Here is a 14,357-nt window from a genome sequence, read left to right as displayed (position 1 = left end):
AATGCGCTCGATTCCGTCAGAATCCGCGCAGAATTTCCTTCAGTTCCGGTTCCGAGACCAGGTTGGCCGCCTCTCCGGCGCTGACCCAGCGGCGTTTGCGCTGCTTGGCTTCGGGGTATTTCTTCTCCAGCTTGGTGACCTGCACGCGGTACACGTTGGTGACGATCGTCTGGGCCGAGCCGTCGTTGAAGAACTTTTCATAGCTGTACTGGCCGACCGGCTGCCTGCTGACGTCGCCCTTCCTGACGCCGGCCTCTTCCCAGGCCTCGCGCAGGGCGCTTTCCGGGCCGTCCAGCCCGTCGATCGGCCAGCCCTTGGGCACGATCCACCGGCCCCGGCCGCGGCTGGTGATCAGCAGCACCTCGTTCTCTTCCGCCGCCTGCCGCAGGCACAGCGCGGCGACCTGCACCCGTTTCGGGCGCAGGATCAGTGGCCGAACCACTTCTTCCCAAGCTGTTCGTATCGCGTCGTTCACGGATGCTCGACTATCTTGCCTGCAGTTTCTTTTGTTTTGCCGGTATCTTACGGAAATTCGCCGGGACTTCAACTGGCCCGGCGCCAGACGGTCAATATGGGATTTACCCAGGGGAATGCAAGCACCGGCTGCGCCCGATGGCCACCGGCAGGTGCCAAAACCCGCCGACGGAACCTTCCCGCCGCTCGATGCGGGCCCGGGATCGGACGAACCGGCGCGCGACCCCATTGCAACCGCCGCGCCAATCGGCAAGCTGGCGGGCGAGGGAGGGCCACATGACCGAAACACTGGACGGCGACTACGACTACGTCATCGTCGGCGGCGGCACCGCCGGATGCGTGCTGGCCAACCGCCTCAGCGAGACCCCCGGCACGCGCGTCCTGCTGCTGGAAGCCGGCGGAAACGACCGCTACCACTGGGTGCAGATCCCGGTGGGCTACCTCTACTGCATCGGCAATCCGCGCGTCGACTGGATGATGAAGACCGCCTCCGAACCGGGGCTGAACGGCCGCAGCCTCGTCTATCCGCGCGGCAAGGTGCTGGGTGGCTGCACGTCGATCAACGGCATGATCTACATGCGCGGTCAGGCCGCCGACTATGACGGCTGGCGGCAGATGGGCAATACCGGCTGGGGCTGGGACGACGTGCTGCCCTGGTTCCGCAAATCCGAGGATCACCACGGCGGCGAAACCGATCTGCACGGGGCAGGGGGCGAATGGAAGGTCACCACCCAGCGCCTCAGCTGGGACATCCTGCGCGCCTTTCAGGAAGCGGCCAAGGAATTCGGCTACCTGCCCACCGCGGATTTCAACACCGGCAGCAACGAAGGCTCGGGCTTCTTCGAGGTCAACCAGAAGAACGGCGTGCGCTGGAACACCACCAAGGCGTTCCTGCGCCCGGCGATGAAACGCCCCAACCTGCGGGTTCTGACCCACGCCATCACCGACCGGCTGATCCTCGACGGCAAGCGCGTGACCGGCGTCGCCTTCCGCCACAAGGGCCGGGCCATGCGCGTTTCCGCCCGCGCCGAGGTGCTGCTGGCCGCCGGCGCCATCAACTCGCCCAAGCTGCTCGAGCTTTCCGGCATCGGCCAGCCCGACCGCTTGTCGGCCCTCGGCATCACGCCCGACCACGAGCTGCCGGGCGTGGGCGAGAACCTCCAGGACCACCTGCAGATCCGCACCGTCTTCAAGGTCTCGGGCGCCGAAACCCTGAACGAAAAGGCCAACTCCCTGACCGGCCGCCTGGGCATCGCGCTGAAATACGCGCTCACCCGCTCGGGGCCGCTGTCGATGGCGCCCAGCCAGTTCGGCATGTTCACCAGATCCGACCCCGCGCTGGCGACACCGGACCTGGAATACCACGTCCAGCCGCTTTCGACCGACCGCCTGGGCGACCCTCTGCACCCGTTCCCGGCCATCACCGTCTCGGTCTGCAACCTGCGCCCGGAAAGTGTGGGCGACTGCCACATCACCCGGAACGAGGCCGACCTGCAGCCCGACATCCGGCTCAACTATCTCAGTGCCGAGCGCGACAAGCAGGTCGCGGTCGCCTCGATCCGGCAGGCCCGCACCATCATGACCGCCCGCGCCCTGCAACCCTACGCGCCGCAGGAATACCTGCCCGGCCACTCCATCCACTCCGACGCCGACCTGCTGCACGAGGCCGGCAACATCGCAACCACCATCTTCCACCCCGTCGGCACCTGCAAGATGGGCTCCGACCCGATGGCGGTGGTTTCGCCCGACCTCAAGGTCCACGGCCTATCCGGCCTGCGCGTCATCGACGCCTCGATCATGCCGAAAATCGTGTCGGGCAACACCGCCTCGCCGGTCATCATGATCGCCGAAAAAGCCGCCGGCATGATCCGGTCTTCGTCCGGCTAAAATCGCGCCGGGGGCCGAGTGCACGGCGTAATGGGGCAGCGCCCCTTCACCCCCTCCGCTTGGCCCGCAGCGTCGGGTCGGCCTGCGTGGGATCCTCGGGCCAGGGGTGTTTCGGGTACTGCGCGCGCATGTCCTTGCGCACGTCCGCATAGGAGCCGGCCCAGAACCCCGGCAGGTCGCGGGTGATCTGGATCGGGCGCTGGGCGGGCGACAGCAGCGTGATCTTCAGCGGCTGCCCGCCGACCACCGGATGCCGCGTCACGCCGAACAACTCCTGCAGCCGCACCGAGATCTCGGGCGCCTCGCCGCCGTAGTCGATGGGGATCTTACGCCCCAGCGGCGTCGTGAACGACCCCGGCGCCCGCCGGTCCAGTTCCTGCGCCTGCTCCCAGCTCAGCCGCGCCTTCAGCGCGGGCAGCAGGTCGAACCGTTTCCAGTCCTCCGCGCTTTTGACCCCCGACAGCATCGGCAGCAACCAGTCCTCCAGCGACGCCATCAGCCCCTCGATCGAGAAATCCGGCAGGTCCGCGCCCCCGGCCCGCACCAGTTCGACCCGCGCCGCCAGCCGCGCCGCCGCGCCCTCCAGCCGCAGGCCCAGATCGCGCACCCCGTCCAGCATCGCCCGGGCAACCTCCTCGTCGGGCACCTCTTTCCAGATCCGGTCGCCCAGCGTGACCGCCCCGAACCGTTCCTGCCTGCGCGCCACCACCCGCCGCTCGCGTTTCGACCACGCGCAGCTGTCAACCCAGGCGATCTGATCGCCGAACAGCTCGCGGATCTCGCGTTCCGAGATCTGCACCGCCAGCCGCAGCTTCGCCTCGCGCAGGTTGCCGTCGGTATCGACCGCCACCAGGTAGGGCGCGCCGACCAGCGGATCGCCGCCTTCCAGAATCGCCCCCTTGCCGCCGGACAGGACAAAGCGCGGCTCGTCGCCCTTGCGCCGCTGCCCGATCCGGTCGGGATAGGCCAGCGCCGCCATCGCCGCCGGGCTTTGGCCGCCACCGCGCCCGGCCTGCGACCGCAACCGCTTGGTCTCGGCCCGGATGCGGTCCACCACGCCCATGTTCACCTGCCAGGGCCGGTTGCGCTGAAACGCCCGCACGTCCCGCAACGCCTCGAGCCGCAGCGCCAGGTCAACCGGCGCGCCCTTGAGCGGATCGCGTTCGGCCATCAGCGCCGCCAACGGGGCCGCCTCCGCCCCCGCGGTCACCAGCATGTGCCCAAGCCGCGGATGCAGCGGCAGCGCCGCCAGCGCCCGCCCGTGTCCGGTGATCCGCCCCTTGTCGTCCAGCGCCCCCAGCATCCCCAGCAGCGCGCGCGCCTCGGCCATCGCCCCCTCGGGCGGCTGCGTCAGAAAGGCGAGGTCGCCGGGTTCAGCCCCCCACAGCGCCAGTTCCAGCGCCAGGCCGGTCAGGTCAGCCGCTTCGATCTCGGCGGGCGGAAACGCCGCCAGCGCGCCTTCCTCGCCCTTCGACCACAGGCGATAGCATACCCCTTCGGCCACGCGCCCCGCGCGGCCCGCGCGCTGCGTGGCCTCGGCCCGCGTCACCCGTTCGGTCACCAGCCGCGACATGCCGGCGCCCGGATCGAACCGCGCCCGCCGCGCCAACCCCATGTCCACCACCACCCGGATGTCAGGAATGGTCAGCGAGGTCTCGGCGATCGACGTGGCCAGCACCACCTTGCGGCCGCTCTCGACCGGCGCGATCGCCGCGCGCTGGGCGGCGAAGGGCATCGCCCCGAACAGCGGCCGCAGCGCGCAATCCCCGGGCAGCCGCCCCGCCAGCGCCGCCTCGGCCCGCCGGATCTCGCCTTCGCCCGGCAGGAACACCAGCATCCCGCCGCCCATCCCGCGCGTCTCGCGTTCGGCCTGCACCACCAGATCGACCAGCCCATCCAGCCGCCGCGCCTGCGCGCCCAGCGGCCGGTCCAGCCAGCGCGTCTCGACCGGAAAACTCCGCCCTTCCGAGCTTACCAAGGGCGCGTCCATCAGCCGGGCGACCGGGTCGGCGTCCAGCGTCGCGGACATCGCCAGCAGCATCAGATCCTCGCGCAGCGCCCCCGCCACCTCCAGCGCCAGCGCCAGCCCCAGGTCGGCATTCAACGAGCGTTCGTGGAACTCGTCGAAGATCACCGCGCCCACGCCCGGCAGGTCCGGCTCGGATTGCAGCATCCGCGTCAGGATCCCCTCGGTCACCACCTCGATCCGGGTCGCCCTGGAAACCTTGGCCTCGCCGCGCACCCGGTAGCCCACGGTGTTCCCCGCGCGCTCGCCCAGCGTCTCGGCCATCCGCTCGGCGGCTGCCCGCGCCGCCAGCCGACGCGGCTCCAGCATGACGATCCGGCCCGCCGTCAGCCCGGCGTCGCGCATCGCCAGCGGCACCCGCGTGGTCTTGCCCGCGCCGGGCGGCGCCTGCAGCACCGCCCGTCCGCGCGCCTTCAGGGCGGCGATCAGCTCGGGCAGCGCGTCATCTATCGGCAGTCTCTCCATCCCGGCCTTATCGCCAAAGCCGCAGCCAACGTCCAGCACCGCCAGAGCGCGCCGGCCGCGGGGCCTGCGGCAAATCCCGCCACCCTCCGGCACTGGACAAACCGGGCCCGCCCGCGTCATTTAGGCGAAATTTCCGCGAGGGGGGATCATGGACATCAATCAGCTCGGCGACAGGATCCTGGCAGGCGACCGGCGGGCGCTGGCGCGGGCGATCACGCTGGTCGAAAGCCGCCGCGCCGATCACCGGGCGCAGGCGGCCGACCTGCTCGACCGCGTCGCCGCGGAGCGCCGTCAGGCCCTGCGCATCGGCTTGTCGGGCACGCCGGGCGTCGGCAAGTCCACCTTCATCGAGAGCTTCGGCATGTTGCTGACGGGGCAGGGGCTGCGCGTCGCCGTTCTGGCGGTCGATCCAAGCTCGGCCCGCACGGGCGGCTCGATCCTCGGCGACAAGACCCGGATGGAGCGCCTGTCCCGCGACCGCAACGCCTTCATCCGCCCGTCGCCCAGCCAGACCCACCTCGGCGGCGTCGCCCGCCGCACCCGCGAGGCGGTGGCGCTGTGCGAGGCCGCGGGCTTTGACGTCGTGCTCATCGAAACCGTCGGCGTCGGCCAGTCCGAGACGGTGGTCTCTGAAATGTCCGACCTTTTCCTGCTGCTGCTGGCGCCCGCGGGCGGCGACGAGTTGCAGGGCGTCAAGCGCGGCATCATGGAGATGGCCGACATCATCCTGATCAACAAGGCCGATGGCGACCTCAAGGCGGCGGCCACCCGCACCTGCGCCGACTATTCCGGCGCGCTGCGCCTTTTGCGCAAGCGCCCGCAGGATCCCGACGGGTTCCCCAAGGCGCTGATGGTCTCGGCCGTCGAGGAACAGGGCCTGGCGCAAGCCTGGGAGGAGATGCAGGCGCTCACTGCCTGGCGCAGGGAAAACGGCCACTGGGACGCCAACCGGGCGGCGCAGGCCCGCTACTGGTTCGACCAGGAGGTCCGCCACGCCCTGCTTTCCCGGCTCGACACGGCCGAGGCGAAGGCGGAAATGGACCGGCTCAGCGCCGAGGTTTCGGGCGGCAGGCTCAGCCCCGCCGCCGCCGCCCGGGCGATGCTGGCCACCATCAAGGCTGACTGACCGCGGCCCGTGTTTCGTCGCCGGAAACGCCCGCCGGCGCAAAGGCAAAGATTTCGCGCCACCCATCTTGACCCCCCGCGCGATTCCCACTACACGCATCCAACCAGTTTTCGGGCGCGACTTCGGGTTGCGCCCCTTGTGATTTGGCCGCTGGCATCTTGCCCGGCCTCCAGAAACAAAGGAAGAAACCATGTCGCGCCGTTGCGAACTGACCGGAAAAGGCCCGATGACTGGCAACAATGTCAGCCACGCCAACAACAAGACCAAGCGTCGTTTCCTGCCCAACCTGAACGACGTCACGCTGCAGTCGGAAACCCTGGGCCGCGGCGTCAAGCTGCGCATCTCGGCCGCCGCCCTGCGCTCGGTCGACCACCGCGGCGGTCTGGACGCGTTCCTGGCCAAGGCCAAGGACGAAGACCTGTCCGCGAATGCCCTGAAAGTGAAGAAAGAGATCGCCAAGGCGCAAGCCTCGGCCTGATCCGCCACTTACGGACCTGCCATTCAGACCCCGCGCTGCCTCAGCGCGGGGTTTCTGTTTTGCAGCCGCTCAGCCCGGCTTGCAGGCGATCTGGCTGACATAGGACATGAAACCAAAGAACGTGCTTTCTTCGACGCGCCTCCGGGCCTCGTCCTTCAGGGCCTCGGCAGTTTCCGGAAACAGCACGCCCGTCTCGGCCATCCGCTCCGCGCCGCGATTGATCACGGTCAGGTAATAGGTGGCCTCTCCTTCCGCGACATAGCTGTGCGCCCGCCGTTTTCCCAGATCGAAGCCGGACGCCGCCAACATGCCCGCGACCCGACGCATGACCCACAGGTTGGTCACGTTCTGGTCGATCATGAAGCGCACCACCTGGTCCAGCGGATCGAAATCCGCGATCTGAGCCGTCGCGGTGTCGTAGTCGCCGTCGCAGACCGCCAGAATTCCGCCGGGCTTCAACACGCGATGCGCCTCGGCGATGACATCCTCCGGACCGGGCACGTGGCACAACAGCGTGTGCATCAACACCAGATCGACCGACCCGTCCTCAAGCGACGTCCTTTTCGCGTCGCCGATTTCGAAACTCAGACCCGGCTCCGACGCGAAATGCGTTTCAGCCCGCTGGACCATCACCGGCGACGGTTCGATCCCAAGCGCCCGGTCGGCCCCGGCCAGGGTGATCAGGTCATGCGTCACATGGCCCGTGCCGGATCCGAACTCAACCGCGAACGCGCCCTCGGGCAGATCCAGATCGCTCAGGTATTCCTTGCGGATCGCCATCTGCGCGGGTTCCTTGCATCGGGCGTCCATGGCGTCGGCGATGGCCGTCTGCATGGCTTTGTCCTCGGCGGCCAGGTTTGAATACGGATCTGCCATATTGTCCTCGAAACGTTGCTCCGACCCCGATCCTAACAGATTGCAGCGACGCACCGGCGGTAAAACGCCATTCCCGCGGCAGCGCCGGATGTGACATTGTTCACAGACAGGAAACGGTGGCCATTGTATCCATCAGATGTCTGTTACCTTTGCCTGGGTTGCCAAAATGCCTTTTCTGCCTCGTCATAACAGCTCTGATGTTTTCCTCGCGTTCCTGCGCGTCATTCGACAATGCGCCCAGATGCAGAGATACGTGAACCGTACTCATGCCGGGCCGAATGCCATCAAGGTGACCAGGGCGGACACGCGCCGCTAAGCCGCGTCGTCCCTCGATGCCTCCGATCTGGGGCTGACCTCTATCCGCGATGACCTTGCTGTCGCAGGCGCCGATTGCGCTTGAAGCCGCCGATCCGCCGGGCTTACAAAGCTCCCAAGATGAAGACGGTTCTGCGCGCATATCTGGCATTCACGCTCGCGGCGCTTGTGGCCCTGACGGGCCAGGGCCTTGCCGCGTCGCGCGGTCTGAATGCCGCTGTCGGCCAGATGGAGATCTGCACCGGCACCGGTCCCGTCATCCTCTACATGGATGAAAGCGGGCGGCCCGCGAAACCCCCGCATTATTGCCCGGATTACGCCCTGACGGTCCTGGGTGCGGTCCTTTTGCCCGATATCCCCGTTCCGGCGGCCCCGGATCGCGACCTGCCCGCGCCGTCGCGCGTCGCGAAAAGCCTGATCTCGCCGCCGCTCCCGAACACGCCCGCACGCGCGCCTCCCCTTGCTGCCTGACACGCAGGAAACCTCAACATCGTCAGACAGATAACCAAAGGAGAGACACGATGTCGCTCAAATCCGCCCTGCTTGCAGCAGTTGCAACCGTGACCCTGGCCGGCGCCGCCCTGGCCGATGGCTTGATCATGATCGAGGACGCCTATGCGCGTTCATCGGGCATGAACGCCAAGGCCGGCGCCGCCTTCATGATGATCATGAACAAGGGCGATGCCGACGACCGCCTGATCGACGCCAGATCCGACGTCGCCGCCAAGGTCGAACTGCACACCCACAAGATCAGCGACGACGGCGTCGCCAAGATGATGCACGTCGAGGAAGGCTTTGCCATCCCCGCCGGTGAAACCCACATGCTGGCGCGCGGCGGCGACCACGTGATGTTCATGGGGCTGAAACAATCCTTCGAACAGGGCGCGATGATCCCGGTCACGCTGGTCTTTGAAAAGGCCGGAGAGATCGAGATCGAAATCCCCGTCGACCTCGAGCGCCGGGACGAGGACGGCATGATGCACAAGAAGCACTCGAACTGAGGCTGCGCGCGTCTTCAGGCCGGGCGCAGCCCGGCCTGTCGTCACCCCTGACGGCCCAGCAACTCCGTCACCCAGGCCGGAACCGTCTCGGTGGCCGGACCGAACCGCGCCTCGTCGAAGCTCGACACCGACATCGACGGTTCCAGGTTCAGCTCCACCGTCCGCGCCCCCGACGCGATCGCCTCGTGCACGAAGGCCGCCGCCGGATAGACCTGGCCCGAGGTGCCGATGGCGGCAAAGACCGACGCCTCGGCCAGATGGTCATAGATCTCGTCCATGCGATAGGGCATCTCGCCGAACCACACCACGTCCGGCCGCGCCGCGGGCCGGTCGCAGGCGGGGCAGGGCTCTCCGACCGCCATTTCCTCGGGCGCGTCCCACCGGTGGCCGCAGGCGCCGCACAGGGCCCGGGCCAGCGTGCCGTGCATGTGGATCACCGCCTCGGCCCCGCCGGCCTCGTGCAGCCCGTCCACGTTCTGCGTGACGATCACCACCTCGCCCGGCCAGTCCCGCTGCAGCCGCGCCAGCGCCCTGTGCGCCGCATTGGGCCGCGCCCGCGCCGCCTGCGCGCGTCTGGCGTTGTAGAACCCGTGCACCAGGCCGGGATTGCGCACAAATCCCTCGGGCGTCGCCACGTCCTCGATCCGATGCTGCGACCACAGGCCACCCTCGTCGCGGAAGGTGCCCAGCCCGCTTTCCGCCGATATTCCGGCCCCGGTCAGAATGACGATCTTTTCCATCTCTCCTCCAGCCGGTAGAACGCCCCTGTCATGACCCACCGTATCCTCTTCGTCTGCCTTGGCAACATCTGCCGCTCGCCCGCCGCCGAAGGCGTCTTTCGCGCCCGTCTGCCGCATCTTGCCGCCGACAGCGCCGGAACTTCGGACTGGCATGTCGGACAGCCGCCCTACGGCCCGATGCAGCAGGCCGCCCGCGCCCGCGGCCTCGACCTCGGCGGCCTGCGCGCCCGGCAGTTCGTGGCCGCCGACTTCACCCGTTTCGACCTGATCCTGGGCATGGACGCAAGCAACCTCGCCGATATCGAGGCGCTGCGCCCGCCGGGCAACGAAACGCCCGTGCGCCTGCTGACCGATTTCGCGCCCGGGTCAGGGGCGGATCATGTACCGGATCCCTACTACACCCGCGACTTCGACGGCGCGCTGGACCTGATCGAGGCGGCGATGGACGGACTCGGCGCGCATCTGGGCTGAGCGCGCTTACCCCGCGATCACCTTCAGACGACCGCCCAGCCAGGGCAGTTGCGCGACCGCCGGGTCGATGATCTGGCTCTGCATCAGCCGCCGCATCATCTCGGCCACGTCACGGGGCACCTGATCCGACCAGTCGGACCGGGCGAACAGGGAAATCGTGCGCGCGAAATCCCCGAAGGGCACCGGAAAGGCGTCGATCTCGTCATGGAACCGGACCGCCCGCATGTAGCCCAGCGGCGTCGTCAGAGCCCAGCCCAGCCGCCGCGCCACCATCGCCATCAGCGCCAGGTGCGAGCCGATCTCGAACCGTTCCTCGAACTCAAGCTTCTGCCGCGCCAGATGCGCCTCGATCTGCCGGCTGATCAACTGCTCGCGCGCGTAGCGCAGGAACGGCAGCCCGTGCAGCGCGGCCATGATGTCCGCGCCTTCGGGCACGGCTCCGCGGGGCGCCACCAGGATGAAAGGATCCTGCACCAGCGGATATTCGATCACCCCCTGCAGCACCTCGCCGGTATTGGCGGACACCGCCAGATGCAGCCGCTGCGAACTCAGCGCCTCGAAGATCTCCAGGCTCGGCAGGGTGATCAGCTTGAATTTCGACCGGGTCAGGCTGTCGGCCAGCAGCGTCGCCAGCCGCGGCGTCAGATCGTTGTCGAAATCGTCGATCATCCCGATCGACAGGGTGCTGAGATGGCCCAGATCCATCACCATCAGCTCGCTCTGGGCCAGTTGCAATTCGCTCAGCACCGCCTCGGTCCGCGCCAGAAAGCTTCGTCCGGCCTGCGTCAGCCGCATCGGCCGCCGCCCGTGATCCACCAGGTCGGTGCCAAGCGCCTGCTCAAGATTGCGCAACTGCTGGCTGACCGAGGGCTGGCTCAGGCCGGTGATCTCGGCGGCCTGCGCCACCGACCCCGCCCGCGCGAGCGCCGCGAACACTTCCAGCCCGCGCAGGGTCACCCCTTTCATCACCATGCCGCCGCCCTTTTCCGTTTCGCCATTACTGAAAGCCGGGCGGCGTCAGGTCAAGCGTTGCGCACGCGGAAAACCCACCCCGGCCGGCGGGGCGGGATCATTTCGCCGCATTTCGCGCCGATCAGTTGCAGACGGCCTGCGCGAGTTGGCCAAAGGCCTCGTAGCGGTCCCAAAGCTGGTCGTCGCGCGCGGTTTTCGACATCTTGACGGTCTGCGCCTGATGCGGATCCCGGAACCACTTGGCGATGGTGCGCTGCTCCTTGCGCGACAGGGCGTTGTTGGCCACGTCCTGAATGCAGCCGCAACGCTGCCGGGTCGCTTCCGGCCGGTTAGTGGCCATGCAGGCGCGCTTGATGTCGCCCGTGGACGCCAGGATGGCGGACGGATTCGCAACGGCCAAGGTGGACGCGCACAGGGCGATGGTCAGGAACTGTCTCATGATCTTGCCTCGTATTGCCTGCCCGGAGGAATCTTCCGCCCCTCTCAGGTGCGCGAAGTATGGCGCATAAGGCGTTCTGAATCAACGGGGAACGTTTCCCGCAAAAGTAGAACCGCCTCGCGCCGGGTCAGCCCCGGACGCGCCAGGGTCATCCGGTCCACCCGCATTGCCGCGAGTTCGGGAAAGAACAACCGGTCGGGATCGTCCTCGCCCACCCGCTCCGACAGGAACAGGCTTTCCGAGGCGGCGCCGTTGGCGCGGATCACGCTGTGCCGCTCCAGCAGCAGGTGGTAGTAGCGCGTCGAACTCACCGGCGCGACCCGCGCGAGGCCGGCATCGACAAGGCTGATGGCGGGAACAAAAACCTCGGCCGCGCCGAACAGCAGTTCCGACGCGGCGCTGCCGATCAGCAGCCGGTGCTGCTGCGACACCCGCAGCGGCGCGTCGTTGCCCAGCAGCCCGGCCGGGATCTCGACCGGCGCGAACCGCCCAAAGCAAAGCGTGTCCTGCCCACCCGTCCACAGCACCGTCTGGAAACCGTCATCCCTGGTCCAGACCCGGTCCCCCGGTCCAAGATCCTCGATCGCCCGGTCGCCGCTGTCTGTGGCGATCCGGGTGCCGCCGCAATAGCAGATGGGCGTGGCGTAATTGGCCGCGGGAAAGCTCGGCCCTTCCTGCGCGCTGACCACGGTCAGCGGCACCCCGTCCGGGGGAAACCCGCCGGGGCCGCCGATGAAGGCCAGACCTTCGACCGTCGCAAAGCTGGGGGACGAGTTGTTCACGTTGAACGCGATCGCCTGCCAGGTGTTGGTTCCGTCCGTCAGGGTGATGCCGAATTCGGCCTCGACGCGGGTGCCGCTGGCGAAATTCGTGCCGTCGATCGTCTGCGCGCCGTTCAGGACCTGATTGCCGTCATTGTCCTCGAAATCGGTGTCGGACCCCTGGTCGCTGATGAACACCTCGGTCCAGGCCCGCGAGTTGAGGGTGATCGTGTGGCCGACCAGGTGCGACCCGTCCCCTTGCGTGATCCCGTCCAGCTGCTGGCCGCCCGAGACGGTGATCTGGGACTCGCCCAGCATGAAGATCGAGTAATTCGCCATAGCCTGCCCCGTCTCTCACGGCTTTTGCCGTGGCTTTTCCGCTCGGCAGCAGCCTAGCACCCCGGATTCGCGAAATGAAGCGTCTTGCGCCGCCAAAACACCGGGCGGCACGACGCTTATCCCCGCTTGACGAGTCCCCAATCTCCGGACATATCCCACTCCATGACAGACCTCGCTCATATCCGCAATTTCTCCATCGTCGCCCATATCGACCATGGCAAATCCACCCTTGCCGACCGGCTCATCCAGGAGACCGGGACGGTGCAGGACCGCGACATGAAGGAACAGCTGCTCGACAGCATGGATATCGAGCGCGAGCGCGGCATCACCATCAAGGCCAACACGGTCCGCATCGACTATACCGCCGACAATGGCGAGCAATACGTGCTGAACCTCATCGACACCCCCGGCCACGTCGATTTCGCCTACGAGGTCTCCCGCTCGATGCGCGCCGTCGAAGGCTCGCTTCTGGTCGTCGACAGCACCCAGGGGGTCGAGGCGCAGACGCTGGCCAACGTCTACCAGGCCATCGACGCGGATCACGAGATCGTGCCGGTGCTGAACAAGATCGACCTGCCGGCATCCGACTGCGACCGCGTCGCCGAGCAGATCGAGGACGTCATCGGCATCGACGCCTCGGGCGCCATCCGCGTCTCGGCCAAGACCGGTGTCGGCATCCACGAAACGCTCGAAGCCATCGTCCACCACCTGCCCGCGCCCAAGGGCGAGCGCGACGCGCCCCTGAAGGCGATGCTGGTGGACAGCTGGTACGACGCCTATCTCGGCGTCATCGTCCTTGTCCGCATCATGGACGGGGTGCTGAAAAAGGGGATGCGGGTCAAGTTCATGTCGAACGGCACCCTGCACCATGTGGACCGCGTCGGCGTCTTCCGCCCCGGAATGCAGATGGTGGACAGCCTCGGCCCCGGCGAGATCGGCTTTCTCACCGCCTCGATCAAGCAGGTCCGCGACACCCGCGTCGGCGACACCATCACCAACGACCGCAACGGCGCCGAAAAGGCGCTGCCCGGCTTCAAGCCGGCGCAGCCGGTGGTGTTCTGCGGCCTCTTTCCCGTGGACAGCGCCGAATTCGAGGATCTGCGCGACGCCATCGACAAGCTGGCGCTGAACGACGCCTCCTTCTCCTTCGAGATGGAGACCTCGGCCGCCCTCGGCTTCGGCTTCCGCTGCGGCTTCCTCGGGCTGCTGCACCTCGAGGTGATCCGCGACCGGATCGAACGCGAATACGATATCGAACTGATCACCACCGCCCCCTCGGTGGTCTACCACGTCTACATGAAGGACGGCACCAAGCACGAGCTGCACAACCCCGCCGACATGCCCGACCTCTCCAAGGTGGACCACCTCGAGGAGCCGCGCATCAAGGCCACCATCCTGGTGCCCGACGAATACCTGGGCGACGTGCTGAAACTCTGCCAGGACCGCCGCGGCATCCAGCTGGACCTTTCCTATGCCGGCCAGCGCGCGATGGTCGTCTACGATCTCCCCCTCAACGAAGTTGTGTTCGATTTCTACGATAGGCTGAAATCGGTAACGAAAGGTTACGCCAGCTTCGACTACCAGATGACCGGCTACCGCCAGGACTACCTGGTCAAGATGTCGATCCTCGTCAATGACGAGCCGGTGGACGCGCTGTCGGTCATGGTCCACCGCGACCGCGCCGAAACCCGCGGCCGCGCCATGTGCGAAAAGCTGAAAGAACTGATCCCCCGCCACATGTTCAAGATCCCGATCCAGGCGGCCATCGGCGGCAAGGTCATCGCCCGCGAGACGCTCTCGGCGCTGCGCAAGGACGTGACCGCGAAATGTTATGGCGGGGATGCCACGCGCAAGCGGAAACTCTTGGACAAGCAGAAGGCCGGCAAGAAGAAGATGCGCCAGTTCGGCAAGGTCGACATCCCGCAGGAGGCGTTCATTTCGGCGTTGAAGATGGACAGCTGAGGCTGTCCATTTTTTGTGACGGTGG

Annotated in this window: 14 protein-coding genes; 7 read left to right on the top strand and 7 right to left on the bottom strand. The window is 67.3% G+C overall.

The window, feature by feature from the left end; all coding sequences use genetic code 11:
• Window positions 1–16 precede the first annotated feature (16 nt).
• Entirely contained in the window at window positions 17–475 is a 459-nt protein-coding gene (locus FGK63_RS01440) for an NUDIX hydrolase (RefSeq protein WP_138839820.1), read from the bottom strand.
• Window positions 476–750: 275 nt separating this feature from the next.
• On the opposite strand from FGK63_RS01440, the gene FGK63_RS01435 reads away from it, so the two are divergent.
• On the top strand, window positions 751–2,361 hold the full coding sequence (locus tag FGK63_RS01435) for a GMC family oxidoreductase (RefSeq protein WP_138839819.1): 1,611 nt from the start codon (window positions 751–753) through the stop codon (window positions 2,359–2,361).
• A 46-nt stretch (window positions 2,362–2,407) separates the two neighbouring features.
• Here the strand turns inward: FGK63_RS01435 and hrpB are convergent, their stop codons facing one another.
• Complete coding sequence (gene hrpB, locus FGK63_RS01430; protein ID WP_138839818.1) at window positions 2,408–4,852, bottom strand: ATP-dependent helicase HrpB; 2,445 nt, start codon at window positions 4,850–4,852, stop codon at window positions 2,408–2,410.
• 148 nt (window positions 4,853–5,000) lie between these two features.
• Here hrpB and meaB point away from each other — a divergent pair, with 148 nt between their 5' ends.
• Both meaB and rpmB read left to right on the top strand, forming a co-directional pair.
• Window positions 5,001–5,978: a methylmalonyl Co-A mutase-associated GTPase MeaB gene (gene meaB, locus FGK63_RS01425; RefSeq protein ID WP_138839817.1), complete on the top strand. Its 978-nt coding sequence runs from the start codon at window positions 5,001–5,003 to the stop codon at window positions 5,976–5,978.
• Between the two features lie 190 nt (window positions 5,979–6,168).
• Window positions 6,169–6,456 (top strand): 50S ribosomal protein L28, encoded by a 288-nt coding sequence (rpmB, locus tag FGK63_RS01420; RefSeq protein ID WP_138839816.1) that lies wholly within the window; start codon window positions 6,169–6,171, stop codon window positions 6,454–6,456.
• Window positions 6,457–6,525: 69 nt separating this feature from the next.
• Here the strand turns inward: rpmB and FGK63_RS01415 are convergent, their stop codons facing one another.
• A complete protein-coding gene (locus FGK63_RS01415) occupies window positions 6,526–7,290 on the bottom strand; it encodes a methyltransferase domain-containing protein (RefSeq protein WP_171052541.1) in 765 nt (254 codons plus the stop codon).
• Between the two features lie 477 nt (window positions 7,291–7,767).
• Here FGK63_RS01415 and FGK63_RS01410 point away from each other — a divergent pair, with 477 nt between their 5' ends.
• Window positions 7,768–8,118 (top strand): hypothetical protein, encoded by a 351-nt coding sequence (locus tag FGK63_RS01410; RefSeq protein WP_138839814.1) that lies wholly within the window; start codon window positions 7,768–7,770, stop codon window positions 8,116–8,118.
• A gap of 50 nt (window positions 8,119–8,168) precedes the next feature.
• A complete protein-coding gene (locus tag FGK63_RS01405; protein WP_138839813.1) occupies window positions 8,169–8,648 on the top strand; it encodes a copper chaperone PCu(A)C in 480 nt (159 codons plus the stop codon).
• A 41-nt stretch (window positions 8,649–8,689) separates the two neighbouring features.
• Here the strand turns inward: FGK63_RS01405 and FGK63_RS01400 are convergent, their stop codons facing one another.
• Window positions 8,690–9,388: an NAD-dependent deacylase gene (locus FGK63_RS01400; protein ID WP_138839812.1), complete on the bottom strand. Its 699-nt coding sequence runs from the start codon at window positions 9,386–9,388 to the stop codon at window positions 8,690–8,692.
• Window positions 9,389–9,418: 30 nt separating this feature from the next.
• Between FGK63_RS01400 and FGK63_RS01395 the strand changes: the two genes are divergently transcribed.
• Window positions 9,419–9,859: a low molecular weight protein-tyrosine-phosphatase gene (locus FGK63_RS01395; protein WP_138839811.1), complete on the top strand. Its 441-nt coding sequence runs from the start codon at window positions 9,419–9,421 to the stop codon at window positions 9,857–9,859.
• Between the two features lie 6 nt (window positions 9,860–9,865).
• Here FGK63_RS01395 and FGK63_RS01390 read toward each other — a convergent pair whose 3' ends face one another.
• The 3 genes from FGK63_RS01390 to FGK63_RS01380 form a co-directional block, all read right to left on the bottom strand.
• Window positions 9,866–10,831: a LysR family transcriptional regulator gene (locus FGK63_RS01390; RefSeq protein WP_138839810.1), complete on the bottom strand. Its 966-nt coding sequence runs from the start codon at window positions 10,829–10,831 to the stop codon at window positions 9,866–9,868.
• Between the two features lie 121 nt (window positions 10,832–10,952).
• The gene (locus FGK63_RS01385; RefSeq protein ID WP_138839809.1) at window positions 10,953–11,270 is read right to left on the bottom strand and encodes a hypothetical protein; all 318 of its coding nucleotides are present in this window, start codon (window positions 11,268–11,270) and stop codon (window positions 10,953–10,955) included.
• 44 nt (window positions 11,271–11,314) lie between these two features.
• Window positions 11,315–12,370 carry a Hint domain-containing protein gene (locus tag FGK63_RS01380; protein WP_138839808.1) on the bottom strand — a complete coding sequence of 352 codons (1,056 nt, stop codon included), beginning with the start codon at window positions 12,368–12,370 and terminating at the stop codon, window positions 11,315–11,317.
• 162 nt (window positions 12,371–12,532) lie between these two features.
• Between FGK63_RS01380 and lepA the strand changes: the two genes are divergently transcribed.
• Window positions 12,533–14,332: a translation elongation factor 4 gene (lepA, locus tag FGK63_RS01375; RefSeq protein ID WP_138839807.1), complete on the top strand. Its 1,800-nt coding sequence runs from the start codon at window positions 12,533–12,535 to the stop codon at window positions 14,330–14,332.
• Window positions 14,333–14,357 lie beyond the last annotated feature (25 nt).

The organism is Ruegeria sediminis (genome assembly GCF_005938215.1).
Lineage (GTDB): Bacteria > Pseudomonadota > Alphaproteobacteria > Rhodobacterales > Rhodobacteraceae > Ruegeria > Ruegeria sediminis.
The sequence above is the reverse complement of the archived record's forward strand: the minus strand, read 5'-3'. Positions and strand labels throughout refer to the sequence as shown.